The sequence below is a fragment of the Blastococcus saxobsidens genome, from assembly GCF_002938435.1.
GTDB classification, from domain to species: domain Bacteria; phylum Actinomycetota; class Actinomycetes; order Mycobacteriales; family Geodermatophilaceae; genus Blastococcus; species Blastococcus saxobsidens.
On the sequence record NZ_POQT01000001.1, the window covers coordinates 107,947 to 132,343 of the forward strand.

Below are 24,397 nucleotides of genomic sequence, written 5' to 3' on the forward strand. Positions count from 1 at the left end.
GCGGACGACGAGCGCCAGCGAGGAGGAGTCGTGAGCGAGGAGGAGTCGTGAGCGAGATCCCGGCCGAGCCCGAGGACCTGCTGCTGACGCCGGCCCCGGGGGTCGACCAGGAGCGGGCCGCGGCCGCCGTCCGCGAGCTGCTGGTCGCGGTCGGGGAGGACCCCGACCGCCCCGGCCTGCAGGACACCCCGGCGCGGGTGGCGCGGGCCTACGCCGAGACCTTCGCCGGGCTCTGGCAGGACCCGTACGAGATCCTCGCGACGACGTTCGACGAGGACCACAACGAGCTGGTGCTGGTCAAGGACATCCCGATGTACTCGACCTGCGAGCACCACCTGGTGCCCTTCCACGGGGTCGCGCACGTCGGGTACATCCCGGGCAGCGACGGGCGGGTCACCGGCCTGTCCAAGCTCGCCCGGCTGGTGGAGGTCTATGCGCGCCGTCCGCAGGTGCAGGAGCGCATGACCAGCCAGATCGCCGACGCGCTGGCCGACGTGCTGAAGCCCCGTGGCGCGCTCGTCGTCATCCAGGCAGAGCACCTGTGCATGGCGATGCGCGGCATCCGCAAGCCCGGGTCCACGACCGTCACCTCGGCCGTGCGCGGCATCTTCCGGGAGGACGCGCGGACACGCAGCGAGGCGATGAGCCTCATCCTGGGCCGATGACCGAGCTGCCGCGCCCCGGCCGGTGCGTGGTCATGGGCGTCCTGAACGTCACCCCGGACTCCTTCTCCGACGGCGGGTGCTTCGCCGATCCGGCGGTCGCGGTGGCGCACGGCCTGGCCATGCACGCCGCGGGCGTGGACTACGTCGACGTCGGCGGGGAGTCCACCCGGCCGGGCGCCGACCGGGTCGACGCGGCCGAGGAGTGCGGCCGGGTCGTCCCGGTGATCCGCGAGCTGTCGGCCGCCGGGGTGCGCACCAGCGTGGACACCACCCGGGCCGAGGTCGCCGAGGCGGCGCTGGCGGCCGGTGCGGTGCTCGTCAACGACGTCAGCGGCGGGCTGGCCGACAAGAACATGGCCGAGCTCGTCGCCGCCGCCGGCGTCCCGTGGGTGCTCATGCACTGGCGCGGCCACAGCCGGGAGATGTACGCGGCCGCGCAGTACGGCGACGTCGTCACCGAGGTCTGCGCCGAGCTCACCGCGCGGGTCGAGGACGTCGTCGCCGCCGGGGTGCAGCCCGCGCAGCTGGTGCTCGACCCCGGACTGGGCTTCGCGAAGAACGCCGAGCACAACTGGGCGCTGCTCGCCGGGCTCGACCGGCTGATCGGGCTGGGCCTGCCGGTGCTCGTGGGCGCGTCCCGCAAGACCTTCCTCGGCCGGCTCCTGGCCGGGCCCGACGGCACCCCGCGCCCGGCGGAGCGAAGGGATGCTGCCACCCTGGCCACCACGGTGCTCGCCGCCGAGGCGGGCGCCTGGGGGGTGCGCGTGCACGACGCCGCCTCCTCCGTGGACGCCGTGCGCACCGTCGCGGCCGTCCGCATGGCGAGAGGAGCGCACCGTGGCTGAGGACCGCACCCCCGACCGGATCGTCGTCCGCGGCATCCGGGCCCACGCCCACCACGGCGTCTACGCCTTCGAGCGGGAGCGCGGCCAGATGTTCCGCGTCGACGCCGTCCTGGAGCTCGACACCGCCCCGGCGGCCGCGGACGACGACCTCGCCCGCACCGTGAACTACGCCGACCTCGCGCAGAAGCTGCACGCGGTCCTGTCCGGCGAGCCGGTGAACCTGCTGGAGACCCTCGCCCAGCGGCTGGCCGACGTCTGCCTGGCCGATGAGCTGGTCGAAGCGGTGGAGATCACCGTGCACAAGCCCGAGGCCGAGCTGGGCGTCCCGTTCGACGACGTCGTGGTCAGCATCCGCCGCCGACGCGCATGAGAAGGACCCACCTCCCCCCGCGCCTCGCCAGCTCGCCGCGGGCCCCTGAGGAGGGCCGAGGAGCAGACCGGAACGGCCGTGCTGATGTCTAGGGCCGTCCTCTCGCTCGGCGCCAACCTCGGGGACCGCGCCGGCACGCTGCGGGCCGCGGTCACGGCCCTGAAGGACGAGGGGGTGCTGGTCGCCCGCTCGACCCTCTACGAGACCCCGCCGTGGGGACCGGTGGAGCAGCCGCCGTACCTGAACGCCATCGTGGTCGTGCGGGGGGACCGCGACGCCCGCGGCTGGCTGCAGCGGGCACACGAGCTGGAGCAGGCGGCCGGCCGCACGCGGGAGGTCCGCTGGGGCGCCCGCACGCTGGACGTCGACGTCGTGACCGTCACCGCGGACGACGGCACCCCGGTGCTGTCCGACGACCCGGAGATCACCCTGCCGCACCCCCGCGCGCACGAGCGCGCCTTCGTGCTCGTCCCGTGGTCCATCGCCGACCCCACCGCGGTCCTGGCGGGCCACGGGAAGGTCGCCGACCTGGTGGCGGCGCTCGACCCGGCGGACGTCGCCGCGGTCGTGCGCTGGGACCACCTGCACTGAGCCGACCGTGAGCCCCGTCCGTCGTCGCGACCTCGCCGCCCTGGCCCTGGGGCTGGCGGTGGCGGCCTGGCTGCTGGTCCGGACCTGGTACGGCGACCTGCCGCCGCTGCGCTGGTGGCTGCCCGCGCCCCTGGCCGTGCTCGCGGTCGCCGAGGCGCTCGGCGCCCGCACGCTCCGGGCCCGCCTGGACGCCCAGCGGGAGGCGCGCGCCGGCCGCGGCCCCACGGCGGCCGACGGCCGTTCGGCCCTGCTCCGCCCGGTCGAGCCGATGCTGGTCGCCCGGCTGGCGGTGCTCGCCCAGGCCAGCGCCTACGTCGGTGCCGTCTTCGCCGGGATCTGGGGCGGGGTTCTGCTGTACACGGCCCCGGCGGTGAGCAGGCTGGCCGCCGCCGGCGACGACACCGTCACCGCGCTGACCGGGCTGGTGAGCTCGGCGGCGCTGGTCGCGGCGGCGCTGTGGCTGGAGACCGTCTGCAAGGTGCCGCCGGACTCCGGCGACGAAGGGCCGACGGCGCGCGCCTGATCAGACCCTGGCCGCCCCGGCGACCTCGGGGGCGGTGCCATCGACCGACCGGCGGAGGGCGGCGTGCAGCGACTCCGGCGTCAGGACGCCGAGGAACCGGTCCCCGTCGAGCACGGCGACCCAGCCCGCCTCGAGTTGGAGCATCTGCGCGAACGCCGTCTTCAGGGAGGCGTCGGCCGGCACCCAGGCCTCCATGCGGCGGCAGGCCTCCCGGACCGTGCCGCTGCCGCTCGCGCGGTCCAGGGACAGCCAGCCGTGCAGCGCCTTGCGGTCGTCCAGGACGACGGCCCAGCGGGCGCCCGAGCGGACCAGTGCGGCGCGGGCGTCGGCCAGCCCGTCGTCGACGTGCAGGACCGGGGGCTGCTCGAGGTCGGCGGGGTCGATCCCGGTGACGGCCAGCCGCTTCAGCCCGCGGTCGGAGCCCACGAAGTCGGCCACGAAGGCGTTGGCCGGCCGCCCCAGCAGCTCGGCGGGCGTGGCGAACTGCTCGACCCGCCCGCCCTCGCTCATCACGGCGATCCGGTCGCCGATGCGCACGGCCTCCTCGATGTCGTGGGTGACGAAGACGATCGTCTTCCGCACCGCGGCCTGCAGCCTCAGGAACTCCGCCTGCAGCCGCTCGCGCACCACCGGGTCGACGGCGGAGAAGGGCTCGTCCATCAGGAGCACCGGCGGGTCCGCGGCCAGGGCACGGGCCACGCCGGCGCGCTGGCGCTGCCCACCCGAGAGCTGGGCCGGGTAGCGGTCGCCGTGCACGGCCGGGTCCAGCCCCACGGTGCCCAGCAGCTCGTCGACCCGTGCCCGGATCCGTTCCTTGTCCCAGCCGAGCAGGCGCGGGACCGTGCCGACGTTCGTCCGGACGCTCTGGTGCGGGAACAGCCCGACGCTCTGGATCACGTAGCCGATCCGGCGGCGCAGCTGGTCGGGGTCGGCCCGGGTGACGTCCTCGCCACCGAGCAGGATCCGGCCGGTGGTCGGCTCGATGATCCGGTTGATCATCTTCATCGTCGTCGTCTTGCCGCACCCGGACGGGCCGACCAGCACGGTGAGCTCACCGGCGGCGAAGGTCAGGTCCAGCTCGGCTACGCCGACGGTGCCGTCGGCGTAGACCTTGCTCACCCCGTCCAGCCTGATCTCCAGCGCCTCCCCGGTCGCGGTCGCCGGCGGGGGAGTGTGCGCAGTAGCGTCCACGGGGTGGCCTTCCTGGGATGCGCCTGGTGCTGAGCGCCGGAGCGATGGTGTCCGCCCCCGGTGACGTGCTGGCCGCGGACGCCGCGCCGAACCCGTGGTTCGACGCGTCCTACGTGGTCGACAACTGGGACACCATTGTGCGGTACCTCGGCGAGCACGTCAGGCTGACGATCGGCGCCGTCGTCCTCGGCGCGCTGATCGCCCTTCCGCTGGCCCTGCTGGCCCGGCGGTACCGCTGGCTGTCGGGCCCGGTGCTCGGACTGTCGGCAGGCATCTACACGATCCCCTCCCTGGCCATGTTCGCCTTCGTCTTCCCGTTCACCGGCCTCACGGCGACGACGGTGCTGGTCGGCCTGACCCTGTACTCGCTGGTGATCCTGATCCGGAACTTCCTCACCGGGCTGCAGGGTGTGCCGGCCGACGTCCGCGAGGCGGCCCGCGGCATGGGCTACGGCTCCGCCCGGCTGTTCTGGCAGATCGACCTGCCCCTGGCCCTGCCCGCCTTCATCGCCGGGCTGCGCATCGCCACGGTCTCCACCGTCGCCCTGGTGACGGTCGGCGTGCTGGTGGGCCACGGCGGCCTCGGGCAGCTGATCTTCGGCGGCTTCAACGCGAACTTCTACCGGGCCGAGATCGTCACCGGCACCATCGGCTGCGTGCTGCTCGCCCTGGTCGCCGACGTACTCCTCGCCGGCGTCGAGCGGTTGTCCACCCCGTGGGCGCGGGCACGCGCATGAACGGCTTCTCCGAGGCGTTCCTCTACCTGAACGACCCGCTCAACTGGACCCGCCGCGGCGGCATCCTGGAGCTGCTCGGGGAGCACCTGGCCATCTCCGCCGTCGCGGTGCTGGCCGCGCTGGTCCTCGCCGTCCCCACCGGGATCGCGCTGGCGGTCACCGGCCGGGGCAGCGGGATCGTCGTCGTGCTGTCCAACGTCAGCCGCGCGGTGCCCACCCTGGCACTGCTGACGCTCTTCGCGGTCAGCCCGATCGGCTTCGGCAACCGGGCGACCACCATCGCCCTGGCGGTGTTCGCCGTCCCGCCGATCCTGACCAACACCTTCGTCGGCTTCCGCGAGGTGGACGCCGACGTGCGGGAGGCCGCCCGCGGGATGGGGCTGCGCCGTCGCCAGGTGATCGCCCGGGTGGAGTTACCGCTCGCGCTGCCGCTGGTCATGACCGGCATCCGGACGGCGGCGGTCCAGGTGGTGGCGACGGCGTCCCTGGCGGCGCTCGTGGGCGGGGGCGGGCTGGGCCGGATCGTCAACCTCGGGTTCGGCCAGCAGGACTACGGCCAGATCATCGCCGGGGCGCTGCTGATCGCCGTGCTGGCGCTGGCCACCGAGGTGCTCCTGGTCCTGCTCTCCTGGGCGGTCACACCCGGCCAGAAGCGGTTCCCCTTCCCGGTCCGGCGGCGACTGTCCGCGACCGCGCCGGAGCCCACCGCAGCCGGAATGCCCCTCTGACGTCCCGCAGGTCACGGGGAGGGCACGGTCCTGCGCCGCCGATTGCATTGCACGCAACGCAGTGCTTGCATACCGGCGCGGGAATCCTCTCGCCAGACACGCGTGGCAGCCGGCTGCCACGGGACACAGAAGGCGGGGCGTCACGACATGCGCGCACGCATCCGAACCATCGCTCCTCTCGCCCTCGCGGTCGCCCTGACCGCCGCGTGCGGGGAGTCCGGGTCCTCCGGGAGCGGCGGGGGAGGCGGCGGCGGCTCCCAGGCCTCCGGCGACGCCTGCGCCCCGGTCGCCGGCGAGCAGCTGGTGGTCCTCGAGGACGACCAGAACCTGCAGAACGCCGACAACATCATCCCGGCGGTCAACGCCGAGGCGGCCCAGGCCAACCCGGCCCTGCTGCCGGCGCTGAACCAGGTGTCGGCGGAGCTCACCACCGACGAGCTGATCGACCTGAACGCGGCCGTGGAGGTCCAGCGGGAGAGCTCCGAGGACGTCGCTGCGGCCTGGGTCGAGGAGAACATCGACACCGCCGGGCTCGAGCAGGGCAGCGGCGCGATCAGCGTCGGCGGGGCCAACTTCCCCGAGTCCGCCACCCTGGCCAACATCTACGCGGACGTGCTGCAGGCGGCCGGGTTCGACGCGACCGTCCAGGAGGTCGGCAACCGCGAGCTGTACCTGCAGGCGCTGCAGGCGGGCGAGATCCAGGTGTTCCCCGAGTACCTCGCCACGGTGACCGAGTTCCTGGACGGCGACGAGTCCCGGGAGGTCGCCTCCGGGGACGTCCAGGAGACGGTGGCCGTGCTCGAGCCGCTGGCCGCCGACGCCGGGCTCGTCTTCGGGGAGCCGTCGGAGGCCGCGGACCAGAACGCCTTCGCCGTCACCCAGGCGTTCGCCGACGAGCTGGGGATCAGCACCCTGTCGGAGCTGGCCGAGGCGTGCGGCGACGGCTCGCTGGTCCTCGGCGGGCCGGCCGAGTGCCCGGAGCGGCCGTTCTGCCAGCGGGGTCTGGAGGAGACCTACGGCCTGGAGTTCGACAGCTTCCGCGAGCTGGACGCCGGTGGCCCGCTGACCCGCGCCGCGATCGAGCGCGGTGAGGTCTCGATGGGTCTGGTCTTCAGCTCGGCGGGCTTCCTCGCCGAGTAGGGCACCCGCCGCACCGTCCGGGGTCCTGACTCACCATCGGTGGTGAGCCAGGACCCGTGGTGATCAAGTCTCCTGATCACCAGCGTCAGTACCAGCCGCCGGGGGGCAGCAACTCCCCGGCGGCGACCGGCGCCTCGACCCGGTTGCCCTCCGGCGCCAGCGGGCACGACCAGCGCGGGTCGTAGGCACAGGACGGGTGGTAGGCGAAGTTGAGGTCCACCACCAGCCGGCCGTCGTTCCCACCGAGGTCGGCGCCCTTCACGGTGTCGAGCAGGTAGCGGCCGCCACCGTAGGTCGCCGACCCGGCGGTGCTGTCCCGCAGCGGCAGGAAGATCCCCCCGCCGTAGAGCGCCACCCACCAGACGTCGAGCCGGCCCAGGTTCGGCAGGTCGACCGTGCCGATCCGGTCCAGCGGCACCACGCCGTCGGCTGCGGTCGGCACCTCCAGGCGCAGCGGCGGGGCCGGGGCGACCTCCGGCTCGAACCGGAGCGCGGAGTCGTAGGCGGCCACGGGCAGCCCCTCGAACGCGCGGCGGGCCTCCGCCGACAACGGGGACTGCGGATGCCCCGCGAACAGCTCGTCCCGGCCGTCCCGCCACCGGCGCCAGCCCTGCTCCGGATCGCGGGCGTCCCGGACGGAGGCGTGCAGCGCGGCCACGCGGCGGCGCCAGTCGAGCAGCGAGAGGGTCACCGGGGCACTGTGGCACCTTCTCCCGCGCGGCGCCGCGCGGTCCGGGAGCGGCCACTGTGGGCACGGGCACGGATGCTCCCCGTGAGCGCCGCTCGTCGCTACGCTGGACCCATGCCCCGCCGCGAGGACGACGACGTCGCCCGGGGCGCTGCCCTCGCCGGCCCACGGACCCTGGTGCAGGCCGGCGGTTTCATGCTCGCCGCGGCGGCCACCCTCGCCGTCTTCCTCACCGACGACGCCCGGCTCCTGCGGCTCGCCGTCGTGGCCGTGGCCTGGGCCTTCGTGCTGGCCACCTTCGCCGCGGGGCGCCGTGGCGCCGACCGGGTGCGGGCGGCCGCCCGCGAGGCGGAGCTGCGCCAGGCGTACGAGCTGGAGCTCGAGCGCGAGGTCGCGGCGCGCCGCGAGTACGAGCTCGCGCTGGAGAACGAGCTGCGCCGCGAGGCCGAGGACTCGATGCGCGACGAGCTCGACGCGCTGCGCGGCGAGATCGCCTCGCTGGCCGACCTGCGCGACGAGGTCGCCCGCGTCTCCTCGTTGCGCGGCGACCTGGCGGCGCTGGGCGGGCTGCGCGAGGAGGTGGCCCGCGTGGCCGCGCTGCGCGAGGACGTCGCCGCCCTGACGTCGCTGCGCGGCGAGCTGGGGCAGATCGCCGCGCTGCGGGAGGACATGGGCCGGCTGCGCGCCGAGCTCACCGAGCAGCTGTCCAGCGAGATGCTCGTCGAGCGGATCACGATGCGCACGCAGGCCAGCCGGCTGCCGGGGGAGGCCGCCCGGCTGGACGGCCCGGCGCGCACCCTCGAGGGCGGGGCGTCGTGGACCGACGACGCGCCGCCCCGCGAGCTGACCGGTGGCTGGCCGGCCATCCGCCTGGACGAGCCACGGCCGACGCAGCACTTCGAGCAGGTGCGCACCAGCACGGCGTGGACCCCCGCCACGCCGCCGACCACCACCTTCGCCGCCGTCCAGCAGCCGACGCCCTCGCGGTTCGCCGCGCCGCCGCCCCCGCCGCCGCTGTCCCGCCCGCCGGTGTCCTCGGCCGCACCGCCGACCGTCGCACCGGTCGCGCCGGTCAGCTGGAGCCAGGAGCCCGGCGGCACCTATGGCACGCCCGTCGTGGCACCGGGTCCGGCGACGACGCACGAGCCGCTCGCCTCCTACCTCTCCGACCCGCGCGCCGCCGCCCCGCCGGCTCCCGAGCCGCCCCGCGCGGCGCCGCCGGAGAAGCCCGCTGCGCCCCCGGCCTTCGACCGGCACCCCCGCGCCGCGGCGCACGAGGCGGATCCGTATCTCGGGTCGTCGTGGTCGCCGGTCGACGTCGCGCCGGCCGCACCGCCGACGGTGGCCTCACCCGTCGTCACGCCGTCGTCGGTGCTGCCGTCCCCGCCGGAGCCGCAGCAGCCACCCCTGGACCGGCCGGTCACGTGGTCGCTGCTGGACCCGCCGCCCGCGGCTCCCGCCGGCGACGGGCCGCGCCGCCGGCGCACCGACGGACCGCCGGAGACGCCGCTCCCGCCGGCCCACGCGCCGACGACGGAGCACCCCGCCGCCGCGCCGCGCTGGTCCGAGCAGGGTCACGAGGCCTCCGGCCCCGACACCTCCGACCGGCTGGCCCGGATCCTCGCCGAGAACGGGGTGACCCCGGAGTCGGGTGGTCGTCGCCGGCGCCGCTACCGGGAGGACGGCGAGTCCGACGACGTCCTGGCCCGGGTGCTCGGCCGGGAGTGACTCTCAGCGCGGGCCGCGGGACAGACCTCCGCCGTCGATCACCAGCGTCTGGCCGGTGACCCAGCCCGCGCCCTCGCCGAGCAGGTAGGCCGCCGCCTCGCCGATGTCCTCCGGCGTCCCCAGCCGGGCCATCGGGTAGGCCTGGGCGACTTCGGCCTCGCGGCCCTCGAACAGCGCCCCGGCGAAGCGCGTCTTCACGACCGCCGGGGCGACGGCGTTGACTCGGACCTTCGGCGCGAGCTCCACGGCCAGCTGGGTGGTGAGGTTGATGAGGGCGGCCTTGCTCACCCCGTAGGCGCCGATCTCCTGCGACGAGCGCAGGCCGGCCACCGAGGCGACGAAGAGCATCGACCCGCCGTGCTCGGCCATCCAGGCGCGCCACGCCTCCTGCACGAGGCCGAGGGCGGCGACCACGTTGGTGTCGAGGATCTTGCGGAAGGCGGCCAGGTCCAGGTCCATGAGCGGCCCGTACGCCGGGTTGATGCCGACGTTGCCGACCAGCACGTCCAGGCTGCCGAAGGTGTCGACGGCAGTGCGCACGGCCTCGGCGCGGTGTTCGGCGTCCCCGGCGTTCCCCGCGACGGCGACGGCCACCTCCGGCCCGCCCAGCGCCTCCACCGCCTCGGCCAGCGCGTCGGGCTTGCGGGCGGTGAGGACCACCCGCGCTCCGCGGTCGACCAGGCTCTTCGCGATGCCCAGCCCGATGCCCCGGCTGCCGCCGGTGACCAGAGCGGTGCGTCCCTCGAACGTGCGCACGGTGCCTCCCTCGTCGGTGTGCCGGAGGTCACGGTAGGTCCGGCCGGCGGGCCGCTGCTCCGCGGGTCGCCGGCACCCGGGTGAGCTATGACACAGGCGGCAGACGTTGCGGGCGGCCGGAAGCGGTCACACACTCGCCATCGGCACGTCGCCCGCGTGACACACCTGGTTGCAGCGGACGCCGACCGCAGCACGACCCGCACGACCCCTTCGCGGCCGCCGCCAGCGGTGGCCGTGACCGACGTCCGGTACCCGGCAGGGACTGGAACGAGAGGTGCACCGATGCCTGCTGCCCGCAGGACCGTCCGTGCCGCCGGTCTCCCGGCGGCCTCCGAGGCCCCCGCCCGCCTGCGCGTCGGGGTGATCGGCGCCGGCCGCGTCGGCGCCGTCCTGGGTGCCGCACTCGCCGCCGCCGGCCACGACGTGGTCGCCGCATCCGGACTCTCCGCCGCTTCGCACCTGCGGGCCGGTCGCCTGCTGCCGGCCGTCCCGCTGGTCCCCGCCGACGAGGTCGTCCTCGCCGCCGACCTGGTCGTCCTGGCCGTCCCCGACGACACGCTGCCCGGGCTGGTCGCCGGTCTGGCCGAGACCGGTCACTGGCGGGCGGGTCAGCTGGCCTTCCACACCTCCGGCGCCCACGGCCTGGCCGTGCTCGCGCCCGCCGAGGAGTGCGGCGTGCTCGCCCTCGCGCTGCACCCGGCCATGACCTTCTCCGGCGCGCCCGAGGATGCCGACCGGCTCGCCGGCGCCCCGTTCGGCGTCACCAGCCGCCCCGAGCACCGCCCGGTCGCCGAGACCCTCGTCCTGGAGATGGGCGGAGAACCCTTCTTCGTCGCCGAGGCCGACCGCGGGCTCTACCACGCGGCGCTGGTCACCGGCGCCAACCACCTGGTCACGCTGGTCGCCGAGGCGGCCGACCTGCTGCGCACCGCGGGCGTCACCGATCCGGCCCGCGTGCTGGGTCCGCTGCTCACGGCCGCGCTGGACAACGGTCTGCGCCGCGGCGACCGCGGCCTGACCGGCCCCGTCAGCCGGGGCGACGTCGGCACCGTGGGCCACCACCTCGACACCTTGACCGAGCGCGCGCCCGAGGCCGTGGCCGCCTACGTGGCCATGGCCCGCCGCACCACCGAGCGGGCGCTGGCCGCCGGCCGGCTCAAGCGGCACGAGGGGGCGCCGCTGCTGGAGCTGCTGGACGGCTCCGCACACCCGGCGGAGTCGCGGTGACGACGGCCGTGCCCACCGCCCCCGCCGTGGCCGAGTCCGTCGTCGAGCTGCGCCGTCTCGTGGCGGCCCTCCCGGGCCCGGTGGCCCTCGTCCCGACCATGGGCGCGTTGCACGAGGGGCACCGGACCCTGGTGCGTGCGGCCCGCGAGCGCGCCGGGAGCGTCGTCGTCTCGGTGTTCGTCAACCCGACGCAGTTCGGCCCCGGTGAGGACTTCGACCGCTATCCGCGCACCTGGGACGCCGACCTGGCGGCCCTGGCGGAGGAGCGCGCCGACGTCGTCTTCCACCCGCCGGTCGAGGAGGTCTACCCGGCCGGCGCCCTGGGCGTGACGGTCGACCCGGGTCCGCTGGGCTCGGTCATCGAGGGATCGGTCCGTCCCGGGCACTTCGCCGGCGTGCTGACCGTCGTCGCCAAGCTGTTCGGGCTCGTCCGTCCCGACCTGGCCCTCTTCGGCGAGAAGGACTACCAGCAGCTCACGCTGATCCGCGCCATGGCCCGGGAGCTGGCGCTGGGCGTGGAGGTCGTCGGCGTGCCCACGGTCCGCGAGGACGACGGCATGGCGCTGTCCAGCCGCAACCGGTACCTCTCGCCGGAGCAGCGGGCCACTGCCGCCGCCGTCTCCGCGGCCCTCCGCGCCGGGGCGGCCGCCGGACCGCAGGGCCCCGATGCCGTCCTGGCCGCCGCCCGCGCCGTCCTCGCCGACCACCCCGGCCTGCTCCAGGACTACCTGCAGCTGACCGATCTCGACCTGGGGCCGGCGCCGACCGCCGGTCCCGCCCGACTGCTGGTGGCCGTCCGCGCCGGCAGCACCCGGCTCCTCGACAACACCCACGTCGACCTCCACCGCCCGACCCAGCCCACGGGAGACGCCCGATGATGCGCACGATGCTCAAGTCCAAGATCCACCGGGCGACGGTCACCCAGGCGGACCTGCACTACGTCGGCTCGGTGACCATCGACGAGGACCTCCTCGACGCCGCCGACCTGCTGCCCGGTGAGCAGGTCGCGATCGTCGACGTCACCAACGGCGCCCGGCTGGAGACCTACGTGATCCCCGGCGAGCGCGGCACCGGGGTGATCGGCATCAACGGTGCCGCCGCGCACCTGGTGCACCCCGGCGACCTGGTCATCCTCATCAGCTACGGCCTGATGGACGAGACCGAGGCCAAGAGCTACCTGCCCAAGGTCGTGCACGTCGACGCCGCCAACCGCGTGGTCGAACTCGGCGCGGACCCGTCGGCCCCGGTGCCCGGGTCCTCCGACATGCAGCGCAGCCCCTCTGCAGCTGCTGATTTCCGGCCTCGTCCCGGGTTCCCTCGCGAGCTTGCGAGCGGAGAGCAGGACGAGGTCCTTCCACTCGGCGTCCCGATCCGGTGACCCGGTGCTGCTGACCGTCGACGTCGGCAACAGCCAGACGGTCCTGGCCACCTTCGACGGCGACCGGCGGATCGGTACCTGGCGGGTGACCACCGCGGCACGGGCCACCGCCGACGAGCTGCGGATGGTCTGGCGCGGGCTGCTGCGCGACACCGAGGTGACCGGCGTCGCCGCCTGCTCCACGGTGCCGGCGCTGCTGCCCTCGCTGCGCCAGCTGTTGGACTCCTTCGACGTCCCGGTGGTGCTGATCGGCCCGGGTGTGCGCACGGGGGTGCCGCTGCACGTGGACAACCCGCGCGAGGTGGGCGCCGACCGGGTGGTGACCGCGTTGGCGGCCCACGAGCTGTTCGGTCGCACACCCGACGGGCGCGGCCGGCCGGTCGTCGTCGTCGACTTCGGGACCTCGACCAACGTCGACGCCGTCGGCCCCGGGGGGCAGTTCCTCGGCGGCGCACTGGCCCCCGGCGTGGAGGTCAGCCTGGACGCGCTGGCCAACCGTGCCGCACAGCTGCGCTCGGTGGAGCTGACCTGTCCGCCGCAGGCCATCGGCAAGAACACCGTGGCCGCCCTGCAGTCCGGTCTGGTGCTCGGGTTCGCCGGTCTGGTCGACGGCCTGGTCGGCCGGATCGCCGCCGAGCTCGTCGCCCAGTTCGGGACCCCGCCGGTCGTCGTGGCCACCGGCGGGCTCGCCCCGGTGGTCGTCGACAGCTGCCGCACGATCGGCGAGCGGGAGCCCGACCTCACGGTGCACGGGCTCCGGCTGGCCTTCCAGCGGCAGCAGGCCGCCGAGCGGCGTACCGCCGCCCCGTAGGCTGGGCCCCCGTGACGGACGTAGGACCCAGCGGCCCCGGCGACGACAACGGCGGCGAGGAGCTGCCCGAGCAGATGCGCGTCCGCCGCGCCAAGCTCGACCGGCTGCGGGAAGCGGGCATCGACCCCTTCCCGGTCGGCGTGCCGCGCACGACCACGCTCGGCGCGGTCCGGACCGAGCACCCCGACCTCGCGCCGGACACGATGACCGACCGGCAGGTGGCGGTGACCGGGCGGGTCATCTTCTTCCGCAACACCGGCAAGCTGTGCTTCGCCACCCTGCGCGAGGGCGACGCGGAGCTGCAGGTGATGCTCTCCCGCGATCGCGTCGGCGAGGACGCCCTGGCCGCCTGGAAGGCCGACGTCGACCTCGGTGACCACGTGCAGGTCACCGGCGAGGTCGGGACGTCGCGACGCGGCGAGCTCTCGGTCTTCGCCGACTCCTGGCAGCTGACCGCCAAGGCGCTGCGCCCGCTGCCCGTGGCGCACAAGCCGATGAGCGAGGAGCTGCGCGTCCGCCGCCGCTACGTGGACCTGATCGTGCGGGACGAGGCGCGCCGCACGGTGCGCCAGCGGGCCACCGTCATGTCCACGCTGCGGGCCGGCCTGACCCGGCGGCAGTTCATCGAGGTCGAGACGCCCATGCTGCAGACGGTCCACGGTGGCGCGGCCGCCCGGCCGTTCCGCACCCACATGAACGCCTTCGACCTCGACCTCTACCTGCGCATCGCGCCCGAGCTGTTCCTCAAGCGCTGCATCGTCGGCGGGCTGGATCGGGTCTTCGAGATCAACCGGAACTTCCGGAACGAGGGTGCCGACAGCTCGCACTCCCCGGAGTTCGCGATGCTGGAGTTCTACGCGGCCTACACCGACTACTCCGACGTCGCCGCCATCACCCGGGAACTGATCCAGGAGAGCTGCGTGGCCCTCTTCGGCGACCACGTGGCCCGTCACCACGACGGCACGGAGCTCGACCTCTCCGGCGAGTGGCGGCAGGTCAAGCTGTTCGACCTCGTGTCGGAGGCGGTGGGGGAGCCGGTCACGCCGGAGACCCCGATCGAGCACCTGCGGGCGCTGGCGGAGCGGCACGACGTGGGGGTGGACCCGGCGTGGATCCACGGCAAGGTCGTCGAGGAGCTGTTCGAGGCGCTGGTGCAGCCGTCGCTGCTGGCCCCGACGTTCGTCCTGGACTACCCGGTGGACACCTCGCCGCTGACCCGGGCGCACCGGTCCGAGCCGGGCGTGGCCGAGAAGTGGGACCTCTACATCGGCGGCATCGAGCGCGGGACCGGCTACTCCGAGCTGGTCGACCCGGTGGTGCAGCGCGAGCGCTTCACCCAGCAGGCGCTGCTGGCGGCGGCCGGTGACCCCGAGGCGATGGCGCTCGACGAGGACTTCCTCGAGGCGCTCGAGTACGGAATGCCGCCGACGGGTGGCGTGGGCATGGGCATGGACCGGCTCATGATGACGCTCACCGGGCTCGGAATCCGCGAGACGATCCTCTTTCCACTGGTGAGACCAATTAGTTCCTGAACAGTTACTCCCGCGTCACCAGAAAAGGGCAGCAGGAGTCGGGCACAATCCCTCGAATAGAAGGGGCTTGTGCTTTAATCGACTTCGCACCCGCCGGGTGCGCATTATCGACCGGCTCCCCGGAGTCGCTGCGAAAAGCGAGGAACGAATGGCGCGCAAGGTCCAGGTCATCCTGAGCGACGATCTCGACGAGAACCTCCCGGCCGACGAGACCGTCAGCTTCTCCCTGGACGGGACCTCGTACGAGATCGATCTGGCGGAGAAGAACGCCAAGGAGTTGCGCGACGCCTTCGCCCGTTACGTCTCGGCGGCGCGCAAGGTCGGTCGTGGCTCCGGGCGCTCCTCCGGCGGTGGCCGCTCCCGCGCCACCGGCGGTGGTCGCATGGATCGCGAGCAGGCCGGCGCCATCCGCGACTGGGCCCGGAAGAACGGGCACGCGGTCAGCGACCGCGGCCGCATCCCGGCCAGCGTCGTCGAGGCCTACGAGGCCGCGCACTGAAGAAGGACCCCGCTCCTCCCCAGCCCTCGCACGCTCGGGCCGGGCCCCTGGAGCGGGGCCGTTCCAGAACGTCGCCAAGCTCGGTTCCTGTGATGGGGAGCCGGGCTTGCGGCGTTCCGGGGCGGCACGCCGACGTCCGCTGACGGCGTAACCGACCTGGAACACCACCCCCCGAGGGGCCGTTGCACCCGACAGCCATCCACCGCACCGCCGCACGGCGACGGGACGGCGTGGTCCGCGACTACAGTGGAATGACCGGTGCCCCCAGCGCCGACGGACGTCGGGTGCCCCTTCCCCAGACCAGGGAAGGGCAGTGCCGGACCAGCCGGTCGAAGGAGAAGCAGCAGATGTTCGAACGGTTCACCGACCGAGCCCGCCGCGTTGTTGTCCTGGCCCAGGAAGAGGCCCGGATGCTCAACCACAACTACATCGGCACCGAGCACATCCTCCTGGGCCTGATCCACGAGGGTGAAGGCGTCGCTGCCAAGGCACTGGAGTCCCTGGGCATCTCGCTCGAGGGTGTCCGCCAGCAGGTCGAGGAGATCATCGGCCAGGGGCAGCAGGCCCCGTCCGGCCACATCCCCTTCACCCCGCGGGCGAAGAAGGTGCTGGAGCTGTCGCTGCGCGAGGCGCTGCAGCTCGGCCACAACTACATCGGCACCGAGCACATCCTGCTCGGCCTGATCCGCGAGGGCGAGGGCGTCGCCGCCCAGGTCCTGGTCAAGCTCGGAGCCGACCTCAACCGCGTCCGCCAGCAGGTCATCCAGCTGCTGTCGGGCTACCAGGGCAAGGAGCCGGCCGCGGCCGGCGGCCCCGCCGAGGGCACACCCTCGACGTCCCTGGTCCTCGACCAGTTCGGCCGGAACCTCACCCAGGCCGCTCGCGACCAGAAGCTCGACCCGGTCATCGGGCGGGCCAAGGAGATCGAGCGGGTCATGCAGGTGCTGTCCCGCCGCACCAAGAACAACCCGGTCCTCATCGGCGAGCCCGGCGTCGGCAAGACGGCGGCCGTCGAGGGTCTGGCGCAGGCCATCGTCAAGGGCGAGGTGCCCGAGACGCTGAAGGACAAGCAGCTCTACACCCTCGACCTCGGCGCGCTCGTCGCCGGTTCCCGCTACCGCGGTGACTTCGAGGAGCGGCTGAAGAAGGTCCTCAAGGAGATCCGCACCCGCGGCGACATCATCCTGTTCATCGACGAGATCCACACGCTCGTCGGGGCCGGTGCCGCCGAGGGCGCGATAGACGCCGCCAGCATCCTCAAGCCGATGCTCGCCCGTGGCGAGCTGCAGACCATCGGTGCCACGACGCTGGACGAGTACCGCAAGCACCTGGAGAAGGACGCGGCACTGGAGCGTCGTTTCCAGCCCATCCAGGTCAGCGAGCCGACGCTCGCCCACACGGTCGAGATCCTCAAGGGCCTGCGGGACCGCTACGAGGCGCACCACCGGATCAGCATCACCGACAGCGCGCTCGTCGCTGCCGCGACGCTGGCCGACCGGTACATCTCCGACCGCTTCCTGCCGGACAAGGCGATCGACCTGATCGACGAGGCCGGCGCTCGGATGCGCATCAAGCGGATGACCGCGCCGCCGGACCTGCGCGAGTTCGACGACCGGATCGCGGCCGTGCGCCGCGAGAAGGAGTCGGCGATCGACGCGCAGGACTTCGAGAAGGCCGCGTCGCTGCGCGACACCGAGAAGCAGTTGCTGGGCGAGAAGGCCGAGCGCGAGAAGCAGTGGAAGGCCGGCGACATGGACGTCGTCGCCGAGGTCGACGACGAGCAGATCGCCGAGGTCCTCGCGAACTGGACGGGCATCCCGGTCTTCAAGCTGACCGAGGAGGAGACCTCCCGGCTGCTCCGCATGGAGGACGAGCTCCACAAGCGGATCATCGGCCAGGAAGAGGCCATCAAGAGCGTCAGCCAGGCGATCCGGCGCACGCGTGCGGGCCTCAAGGACCCGCGCCGTCCGGGTGGGTCCTTCATCTTCGCCGGCCCCTCGGGTGTCGGTAAGACGGAGCTGGCGAAGGCGCTGGCGCAGTTCCTGTTCGGTGAGGACGACGCGCTCATCCAGATCGACATGGGCGAGTTCCACGACAAGTTCACCGTGTCGCGTCTGGTCGGCGCCCCTCCCGGCTACGTCGGGTACGACGAGGGCGGCCAGCTGACCGAGAAGGTGCGGCGCAAGCCGTTCTCGGTGGTCCTCTTCGACGAGATCGAGAAGGCGCACGCAGATGTGTTCAACACGCTGCTGCAGGTTCTCGAGGACGGCCGGCTCACCGATGGTCAGGGCCGGATCGTGGACTTCAAGAACACGATCCTGATCCTCACGACCAACCTCGGTACGCGGGACATCTCGAAGGCCGTCGGTCTCGGATTCCAGGCCGGGAATGACAACCAGAGCAACTACGAGCGGATGAAGCTCAAGGTCAACGAAGAGCTCAAGCAGCACTTCCGGCCGGAGTTCCTCAACCGCATCGACGACATCGTCGTGTTCCACCAGCTGACCCAGGACGAGATCATCCACATCGTGGACCTGATGCTCGGCCGACTCGAGTCGCAGCTCAAGAACAAGGACATGGCGATCGAGGTGACGCCCGCGGCGAAGAAGCTGCTGGCCACCCGTGGTTTCGACCCCGTCCTGGGTGCCCGGCCGCTGCGCCGGACCATCCAGCGCGAGATCGAGGACGCGCTCAGCGAGAAGATCCTCTACGGCGAGCTGACCAGCGGTCAGATCGTGGTGGTGGACGTCGACGACGCGGACGCCGAGGGCCCCATGCAGAAGTTCACCTTCCGCGGCGAGGCCAAGCCCCTCGATCTGCCCGACACCCCGCCGGTCGCGCTGTCCGGTGGCGACGAGGAAGGTCCCGTGGCCCAGGCCGAGTGACCCGGTAGCACCGACGGAGGGGCCGTCTCCCGCGAGGGAGGCGGCCCCTTCGCCGTCCCCGGGAGCCCTGAGCGCCGAGATCCCGTGATCTCGGCACATCAGCTGCTCCGGAGCGCCGAGATCCCGCGATCTCGGCACGAGGGTGGGTCAGGTGGGGAGGCGGAAGAGGCCGTCCTCGGTCTGCTCGACCAGGGCGTCGGTCAGCAGGGAGTCCAGGCAGCGGGAGCGCTGGGCCGCGTCCTCCCAGGCGTCCTCCAGCGCGGCCGGCGGCACCGGTTCGTGCGCGGAGCGGAGGACGTCAAGCAGTCGGCCGCGCACCTGCCGGTCGGTGCCGGCGAACTTCTGCACCCGCCGCGGCGGCCCGTCGTAGGCCGGCGAACCCGCCAGGCGCCAGGCGCAGACGTCGCGCACCGGGCAGACGGCGCACCTCGGCGTCCCCGCGACGCACACCAGCGCGCCGAGCTCCATCACCGCCACGGAGAACCGCACGGCCCGCTGCTCGTCCTCCGGCGCCAGGGCCTCGATGTCGGTGAGGTCCGAGGCGCGCGCGTTCCCCGCCTCCGCGCAGCCGTGCACGAGCCGGGCCACCACCCGCCGGACGTTGGTGTCGACGACGGGCTGCCGCTGCCCGTAGCCGAAGCACGCCACCGCCCGCGCGGTGTACGTGCCGACCCCCGGGAGCGCCTCGAGCGCGGCGACGTCGTCGGGCACGATCCCGCCGTGCCGCTCGGTGATGGCCACAGCGGCCTCGCGCAGCCGTAGCGCCCGCCGCGGGTACCCGAGCTTCCCCCAGGCGCGGATGACCTCGGCCGGGGGCGTGGCGGCCAGGTCGGCTGGGTGCGGCCAGCGAACCATCCAGGTGCGCCAGACCGGTTCCACCCGGGCGACGGGGGTCTGCTGCAGCATGACCTCGCTGACCAGCACCGCCCAGGCGTCGACGTCGGGGGTGCGCCAGGGGAGGTCCCGCGCAGCGGAGGCGTACCAGTCGACGATCGTCTCACCGGCCGGTTCGCGGGGCGGGGGAGCGGCGGCAGCGGTCACGGGCACCCAGTGTGCCGTTGCCGCGGTGCGGCGCGCCGAGGGGACCGAGGAGTCGGCGGCCGATTACCGTTCCCCGCGTGTTGCACCCGGTCGGCCCGCTGCCTGCAGCCGTCTACTGGCGGCGCCGCCTGGTGGTGCTGGTGGTCCTGGCCGCGGTGGTCGGCGGTCTGACCTGGGGGGCCGTGGCGCTCGTGGGCAGCCGGGGCGCGGGTGGGGAGTCCACCGGCACGGCCACGCCGACCGAGCTGCCCGCCCTGGAGCGGGTGGTGCCCTCCGTGGCGGCCCTGCGCACCCCTGAGGCGCCGGCTGCGCCCCCGCCGCCGCCCAGCGAGGAGCCGCCGCCCGCCGCGGCGTCCGCACCGGCACCGGGCGGGCCCTGTGCGGACGACATGGTGGCACTCGAGGTGCGGACGCCCGGGCAGGTGGCCCCGGGGAGCAAGCCGACCTTCGAGCTGGTGCTGACCAACACCTCGCCGGTGCCGTGCGTGCGGGCCCTGGACAAGGAACTGCAGGAACTGGTGCTCATCGACGCGTCCGGCGCACGGGTCTGGGGGAGCAACGACTGCTTTCCGGAGAACAGCGACGAGCCGCGCGAGCTCGCGCCGGGGGAGACGGTGGTGGTGCCGCTCCTGTGGGGTGGGCTGACCAGCGAGCCGACCTGCACCGCGCCGCGGGTGCCGCCGGCGCCGGGCTCCTACGTGGTGCGCGGCCGGCTGGACACCAAGGCGTCCGGCGACGCCCCGCTCGTCATCGGCTGACGGGTCCTCGCGGTCCCCCCAGGGACGGGGTCAGCTGTAGCGGTCGAGGATCGAGGTCTCGGCCAGCCGGGACAGGCCCTCGCGGATGCCGCGGGCGCGGGCCTCGCCGACGCCCTCGACCGCCAGCAGGTCCTCGATGGTGGCGGCCAGGAGCTTCTGCAGCCCGCCGAAGTGCTCCACGAGGCGGTCGATGATCCCGGCGGGCAGCCGGGGCACCCGGGCCAGCAGGCGGTAGCCCCGCGGGCTCACCGGGGAGTCCAGCGCGTCGGGGGAGGTGGGCAGGCCGTAGCAGCGGGCCACGGCCGACAGGTCGAGCAGCTCGGTGGCGGTCAGCGCCCGCAGGTCGACGAGCACCTGGTCGATCGTGCGCGGGCGGCGGCCGTTGGAGGGCAGGTAGTCGTGGACCAGCAGACCGCGGTCCTCCTCGACGCCGGCCAGCATCTCGTCCAGCTGGAGGGCGAGCAGCCGGCCGTCGGTGCCCAGCTCGACGACGAAGCCCTCGATCTCGTCGGCGATGCGCCGGACCATCTCCAGCCGCTGGCTGACGCTCATGGCGTCGCGCACCGTGACCAGGTCTTCGATCTCCAGCGCCGAGAGCGTGCTCGCGACCTCGTCCAGGCGGAGCTTGTAGCGCTCCAGGGCTGCCAGTGCCTGGTTCGCCCGCGCCAGGATCGTGGTCGGGTGCTCGAGGGTGTACCGCCGGCCGGCCACGTAGACGCTGATGATGTGCATCGACTGGCTGACCGAGATGACCGGGAAGCCGGTCTGCAGCGCGACCCGCTCGGCCGTGCGGTGCCGGGTGCCGGACTCCTCGGTGGGCACCGTCGGGTCGGGCATGAGGTGCACGCCGGCTCGCACGATGCGTGTGCCGTCGTAGGAGACGATCACCGCGCCGTCCATCTTGGCCAGCTCGCGCAGGCGGGTGGCGGACAGGGCGACGTCGAGGGCGAAGCCGCCGGTGCAGAGGGACTCGACCACCCGGTCGTACCCCAGCACTATCAGGGCGCCCGTGCGACCGGCCAGGATCCGCTCCAGGCCGTCGCGCAACGCCGTGCCAGGGGCGATGCGACCGAGGAGTTCGCGCAGCGCGACCTCGGGGTCCACGGCGGCGGGCACGAGCGCTCCTGACGGTCGAGTGGTACGGCGGCTGAGTCTACGTGCCCCGGCGTCGGTCGGGGACGTGGCCGGGTGGGGAGCCCCGGGGACCGGTCGATACGAGACCCTACGGGCTCAGAACAGTCGGTGGAAGGCTGCCCCCAGGTCGGGGACCTCGATCAGCCGCATGCCCGACGGCGCCGCTCCGGCGTCCGGTGGGACGAGGGCGATCCGGTAGCCCTGACGGGCGGCCTCGGCCAGCCGGCGGCCGGTGCCACCGACGCGGCGGATCTCCCCGGACAACCCCACCTCGCCGAGCGCGACCATGCCGGCCGGCAGCGGGTGGTCCTTGGCGGCGGAGGCGATGGCCAGCGCGAGGGCGAGGTCGGCGGCGGGCTCGGCGATCCGCACGCCGCCGACCGAGGCGGCGAACACGTCGGCGTCGGCGAGCTTCACCCGGCCGCGTCGTTCGACCACGGCGTTCACCATGGCCACCCGCTGGGAGTCCAGCCCGCTGACGGCCCGGCGGGGGGAACCGCCCCCGCCGGTGCTCGCCACGAGAGCCTGCACCTCGGCCAGCAGCGGCCGGCTGCCCTCGAGGGTGACCGTGACGCAGCTGCCGGGTACCGGGTCGGCCCGGCGGGACACGAACAGCGCCGAGGGGTCGGGTACGCCGACGACCCCGCTGTCGCCGATCTCGAAGCAGCCGATCTCGTCGGCGGGTCCGAACCGGTTCTTGGTGGCCCGCACCATCCGGAGGGTGGAGTGGCGCTCGCCGTCGAAGGAGATGACGACGTCGACCAGGTGCTCGAGTGTGCGGGGGCCGGCGATCGCGCCGTCCTTGGTCACGTGACCGACGAGGATGGTGGTCATCCCGCGGCTCTTGGCCACGCCGGTGAGCGCGGAGGCAACGGCCCGCACCTGGGTGGAGCCGCCGTCGGTGCCGTCGACGGCGGGGGAGCGGACGGTCTGCACGCTGTCGAGGACGAGCAGTGTGGGGTTCACCGCCTCGACGTGCGCGAGGACCGCTGACAACTCCGTCTCGGCGGCCAGGTACAGCTGGTCGTGCAGGGCTCCGATGCGCTCGGCGCGCAGCCGCACCTGGCCCGCCGACTCCTCGCCCGAGACGACGAGTGCGGGACCGTTGCTCGCCGCGACCCGCTGGGCGACCTCCAGCAGCAGCGTGGACTTGCCGACGCCCGGCTCGCCCGCCACGAGCAGGACGGCGCCCGGGACGAGTCCGCCCCCGAGGACGCGGTCGAACTCGGCGATCCCGGTGGGCACGGCGCGCGCCCCGGCCAGCTCCACCTGGGCGATGGGCCGGGCGGGCGCGCTGACCTGCCCGGCGGAGACCGCGCGCAGACCGCTCGCGGGGGCTCCGGCCTCCTGCAAGGTGCCCCAGGCCTGGCACTCCGGACAGCGCCCGACCCACTTGGCCGAGGCGTAGCCGCACTCGGTGCAGCGGTGGGCGGGGCGGGTGGACTTCACTCCTGCGGGTGGCACGCGATCGACGCTAACCGGGAGGGCCGACAGAACCGGTGCGAACGCGCGAGGGCGGCCCCGGTACCGGGGCCGCCCTCGCGGCGGTGCTCAGCGGAGCAGGGACGGGCTCAGTGGCCCCCGTCACCCTCCGCGGACTCCTCGGCGCCTGCTTCCTCGTCGTGGAAGTCGAAGCCCTCGCCGCGCTCGAGCACCCGGTCGGGGGTGCCGACGGGGACCAGCATGGTGACCTCGCCGGCGTTCTCGAAGGTGAGCACGAGCTCCACGTAGCGACCGGTGGTGAGGGGCTCGTCGAGGCCGGTGAGCGTGATGGAGGCGGCGTCGCGCTGGCCGACGAACACCGTCGACCGCCCGGGGATCTCCAGCTCCGAGCCCTGGCCGTCGGCCGGGCTGATCTCCGCCGCGTCGAAGCCCTCGCCGGACACCTCGACCAGGGTGTCGGCCTCGGGGGTCGAGTTGACGATCGCGACGGTCAGCTCGGCGTCGTCGCCGGCTTCGTAGAGGCCGCCGTCGGGATGCACGAGGTTGGCCGCGCGCAGGGTGATGTCGCCGACCGCGGCCAAGGCGCCGACCTTGTCGCGCTCCTGCGTGGCGGTCTGCGTGACCTGCCCGGCGCTGCACGCCGAGAGGGCGAGCGGGGAGAGGAGCAGAACGCCCGTCGTTGCGGCGCGCAGAGCGCGGTTCACAGCTGTCGACCTCCAGCAGGACCGTGCCGGCCACCGGGGATCGGTGGCGCGGAGACGGGGTCAGCGTATCGGTCGCGTCCGCGCCCCGCCCGCAGGGAAGGGGCCGGTCGCGCGTCCGGCCCTCCGGGTGGTCAGGCGAGCGCGGAGCCGCCGAGGAGGACCAGCGCGACGTCGAGCACGGTCAGCACCATCACCGCGGGGAACGCCAGCCGCTGGAACCGCTGCGTGCCGGCCAGTGCGGCGACGGCGGCGGCGGGCCCGGCGAGCGCCAGCGCGGCCCAGCCGGTGGCGGTCGGTCGCCCCTCCGGGCCCAGGACGAGCAGCAGCGACGCGCAGGCCAGCAGCACCGCGCCGGTCACGGCGGACACCCGGGCCCCGAGCCGGTGCGGCAGGCCGCGCACGCCGGTCGCGAGGTCGTCCTCCAGGTCGGGGGCGACGTTGGCCACGTGGGCCGCCGCGCCGAGCGCGGCGCCGGCGGCGACCAGCCACCACGGGGCCGCCGCCCCGCCGGGGGTGGCGGCCACGACGCCCGCGGGGAGTGCGCCGAACCCGACGACGTAGCCGGCTCCGGACCAGATCGTGCGCTTGAGGCCGGCGTTGTAGGCCCATCCGCTGGCGACCAGGAGCAGCAGGAGCAGTCCCGGCACCAGGCCGAGCAGGAGGGACAGGACGACGGCGACGGCGGCCGCGGCGAGCGCCGCACGGCGCAGCAGGGACGGCGTCACGCCCCCCTGGACCACCGGCTTGTCCGCCCGCGCGACGGCCCGGTCGCGGTCGGCGTCCAGCCAGTCGTTGCTCCAGCCGATGGACGCCTGACCTGCGAGGACGGCGATGCACAGCAGTGCGGTGCGGCCGGCGGGCACCCCCGCGGCGACGGCGAGGAGCGTGGCGACGACGGTCACCGCGACGGTCGGCCCGGGGTGCGTGGCGAGGGCCAGCGCGCGACCCAGGGTGACGGCCCGTCCGGGTGCCCGAGGCACATCAATCACGCTCTGTCAACCCCTCCAGGGCATCCAATCAGGG

At 74.0% G+C, this 24,397-nt stretch carries 25 protein-coding genes; 17 read left to right on the forward strand and 8 right to left on the reverse strand.

Going from position 1 to position 24,397, the window contains the following annotated elements:
- The first annotated feature begins 47 nt into the window (after positions 1-47).
- From folE to C5507_RS00550, 5 genes are all read left to right on the forward strand, one after another.
- Positions 48-665 carry a GTP cyclohydrolase I FolE gene (folE, locus tag C5507_RS00530; protein ID WP_104526583.1) on the forward strand — a complete coding sequence of 206 codons (618 nt, stop codon included), beginning with the start codon at positions 48-50 and terminating at the stop codon, positions 663-665.
- Positions 662-1,510: a dihydropteroate synthase gene (gene folP / locus C5507_RS00535; RefSeq protein ID WP_242611310.1), complete on the forward strand. Its 849-nt coding sequence runs from the start codon at positions 662-664 to the stop codon at positions 1,508-1,510. Before folE ends, folP begins: the two co-directional genes overlap by 4 nt.
- Positions 1,503-1,880, forward strand: a complete 378-nt coding sequence (gene folB / locus C5507_RS00540) for a dihydroneopterin aldolase (RefSeq protein WP_242611312.1) — start codon at positions 1,503-1,505, stop codon at positions 1,878-1,880. Before folP ends, folB begins: the two co-directional genes overlap by 8 nt.
- A gap of 84 nt (positions 1,881-1,964) precedes the next feature.
- Entirely contained in the window at positions 1,965-2,471 is a 507-nt protein-coding gene (folK, locus tag C5507_RS00545) for a 2-amino-4-hydroxy-6-hydroxymethyldihydropteridine diphosphokinase (protein ID WP_104526722.1), read from the forward strand.
- 7 nt (positions 2,472-2,478) lie between these two features.
- Positions 2,479-2,994, forward strand: coding sequence for a DUF3180 domain-containing protein (locus C5507_RS00550; RefSeq protein ID WP_104526585.1), 516 nt, complete (start codon positions 2,479-2,481; stop codon positions 2,992-2,994).
- On the opposite strand, the gene C5507_RS00555 is transcribed toward C5507_RS00550, so the two are convergent.
- Positions 2,995-4,185: an ABC transporter ATP-binding protein gene (locus C5507_RS00555; RefSeq protein ID WP_104526586.1), complete on the reverse strand. Its 1,191-nt coding sequence runs from the start codon at positions 4,183-4,185 to the stop codon at positions 2,995-2,997.
- Positions 4,186-4,202: 17 nt separating this feature from the next.
- Between C5507_RS00555 and C5507_RS00560 the strand changes: the two genes are divergently transcribed.
- The 3 genes from C5507_RS00560 (at position 4,203) to C5507_RS00570 (ending at position 6,790) form a co-directional block, all read left to right on the forward strand.
- On the forward strand, positions 4,203-4,922 hold the full coding sequence (locus C5507_RS00560) for an ABC transporter permease (RefSeq protein WP_242611313.1): 720 nt from the start codon (positions 4,203-4,205) through the stop codon (positions 4,920-4,922).
- A complete protein-coding gene (locus C5507_RS00565; protein ID WP_104526724.1) occupies positions 4,919-5,650 on the forward strand; it encodes an ABC transporter permease in 732 nt (243 codons plus the stop codon). The genes C5507_RS00560 and C5507_RS00565 overlap by 4 nt, the downstream gene beginning before the upstream one ends.
- 147 nt (positions 5,651-5,797) lie before the next feature.
- Entirely contained in the window at positions 5,798-6,790 is a 993-nt protein-coding gene (locus C5507_RS00570; RefSeq protein ID WP_104526587.1) for a glycine betaine ABC transporter substrate-binding protein, read from the forward strand.
- 85 nt (positions 6,791-6,875) lie between these two features.
- Here C5507_RS00570 and C5507_RS00575 read toward each other — a convergent pair whose 3' ends face one another.
- Positions 6,876-7,481: a DUF1684 domain-containing protein gene (locus tag C5507_RS00575; protein ID WP_104526588.1), complete on the reverse strand. Its 606-nt coding sequence runs from the start codon at positions 7,479-7,481 to the stop codon at positions 6,876-6,878.
- Between the two features lie 111 nt (positions 7,482-7,592).
- On the opposite strand from C5507_RS00575, the gene C5507_RS00580 reads away from it, so the two are divergent.
- Positions 7,593-9,206 carry a DUF6779 domain-containing protein gene (locus C5507_RS00580; protein WP_104526589.1) on the forward strand — a complete coding sequence of 538 codons (1,614 nt, stop codon included), beginning with the start codon at positions 7,593-7,595 and terminating at the stop codon, positions 9,204-9,206.
- A gap of 3 nt (positions 9,207-9,209) precedes the next feature.
- Here the strand turns inward: C5507_RS00580 and C5507_RS00585 are convergent, their stop codons facing one another.
- Positions 9,210-9,962, reverse strand: a complete 753-nt coding sequence (locus C5507_RS00585) for an SDR family oxidoreductase (RefSeq protein WP_104526590.1) — start codon at positions 9,960-9,962, stop codon at positions 9,210-9,212.
- Positions 9,963-10,244: 282 nt separating this feature from the next.
- Between C5507_RS00585 and C5507_RS00590 the strand changes: the two genes are divergently transcribed.
- The 7 genes from C5507_RS00590 to C5507_RS00620 all read left to right on the forward strand — a co-directional run bounded on the left by C5507_RS00590 (position 10,245) and on the right by C5507_RS00620 (position 18,294).
- Positions 10,245-11,189 (forward strand): Rossmann-like and DUF2520 domain-containing protein, encoded by a 945-nt coding sequence (locus C5507_RS00590; RefSeq protein WP_104526591.1) that lies wholly within the window; start codon positions 10,245-10,247, stop codon positions 11,187-11,189.
- Positions 11,186-12,067 carry a pantoate--beta-alanine ligase gene (panC, locus tag C5507_RS00595; protein WP_242611314.1) on the forward strand — a complete coding sequence of 294 codons (882 nt, stop codon included), beginning with the start codon at positions 11,186-11,188 and terminating at the stop codon, positions 12,065-12,067. The genes C5507_RS00590 and panC overlap by 4 nt, the downstream gene beginning before the upstream one ends.
- Complete coding sequence (gene panD, locus C5507_RS00600) at positions 12,064-12,567, forward strand: aspartate 1-decarboxylase (RefSeq protein ID WP_282957575.1); 504 nt, start codon at positions 12,064-12,066, stop codon at positions 12,565-12,567. Before panC ends, panD begins: the two co-directional genes overlap by 4 nt.
- A gap of 4 nt (positions 12,568-12,571) precedes the next feature.
- A complete protein-coding gene (locus tag C5507_RS00605) occupies positions 12,572-13,378 on the forward strand; it encodes a type III pantothenate kinase (RefSeq protein ID WP_104526592.1) in 807 nt (268 codons plus the stop codon).
- Positions 13,379-13,389: 11 nt separating this feature from the next.
- Positions 13,390-14,910 carry a lysine--tRNA ligase gene (lysS, locus tag C5507_RS00610; RefSeq protein ID WP_242611315.1) on the forward strand — a complete coding sequence of 507 codons (1,521 nt, stop codon included), beginning with the start codon at positions 13,390-13,392 and terminating at the stop codon, positions 14,908-14,910.
- Positions 14,911-15,058: 148 nt separating this feature from the next.
- Positions 15,059-15,409, forward strand: coding sequence for a histone-like nucleoid-structuring protein Lsr2 (locus C5507_RS00615; RefSeq protein ID WP_104526593.1), 351 nt, complete (start codon positions 15,059-15,061; stop codon positions 15,407-15,409).
- Positions 15,410-15,756: 347 nt separating this feature from the next.
- Positions 15,757-18,294, forward strand: coding sequence for an ATP-dependent Clp protease ATP-binding subunit (locus tag C5507_RS00620; RefSeq protein ID WP_104526594.1), 2,538 nt, complete (start codon positions 15,757-15,759; stop codon positions 18,292-18,294).
- A 147-nt stretch (positions 18,295-18,441) separates the two neighbouring features.
- Here the strand turns inward: C5507_RS00620 and C5507_RS00625 are convergent, their stop codons facing one another.
- On the reverse strand, positions 18,442-19,335 hold the full coding sequence (locus C5507_RS00625) for an HhH-GPD family protein (RefSeq protein ID WP_165400488.1): 894 nt from the start codon (positions 19,333-19,335) through the stop codon (positions 18,442-18,444).
- Positions 19,336-19,412: 77 nt separating this feature from the next.
- Here C5507_RS00625 and C5507_RS00630 point away from each other — a divergent pair, with 77 nt between their 5' ends.
- Complete coding sequence (locus C5507_RS00630; RefSeq protein WP_104526596.1) at positions 19,413-20,093, forward strand: MucR family transcriptional regulator; 681 nt, start codon at positions 19,413-19,415, stop codon at positions 20,091-20,093.
- Between the two features lie 30 nt (positions 20,094-20,123).
- Here the strand turns inward: C5507_RS00630 and disA are convergent, their stop codons facing one another.
- From disA to C5507_RS00650, 4 genes are all read right to left on the reverse strand, one after another.
- Entirely contained in the window at positions 20,124-21,209 is a 1,086-nt protein-coding gene (gene disA / locus C5507_RS00635; RefSeq protein ID WP_104526597.1) for a DNA integrity scanning diadenylate cyclase DisA, read from the reverse strand.
- A 114-nt stretch (positions 21,210-21,323) separates the two neighbouring features.
- Positions 21,324-22,691 (reverse strand): DNA repair protein RadA, encoded by a 1,368-nt coding sequence (radA, locus tag C5507_RS00640; protein ID WP_207225903.1) that lies wholly within the window; start codon positions 22,689-22,691, stop codon positions 21,324-21,326.
- A 107-nt stretch (positions 22,692-22,798) separates the two neighbouring features.
- A complete protein-coding gene (locus tag C5507_RS00645) occupies positions 22,799-23,374 on the reverse strand; it encodes a copper chaperone PCu(A)C domain-containing protein (protein ID WP_104526599.1) in 576 nt (191 codons plus the stop codon).
- A 131-nt stretch (positions 23,375-23,505) separates the two neighbouring features.
- The gene (locus C5507_RS00650) at positions 23,506-24,354 is read right to left on the reverse strand and encodes a UbiA family prenyltransferase (RefSeq protein WP_104526600.1); all 849 of its coding nucleotides are present in this window, start codon (positions 24,352-24,354) and stop codon (positions 23,506-23,508) included.
- Positions 24,355-24,397: the final 43 nt, after the last annotated feature.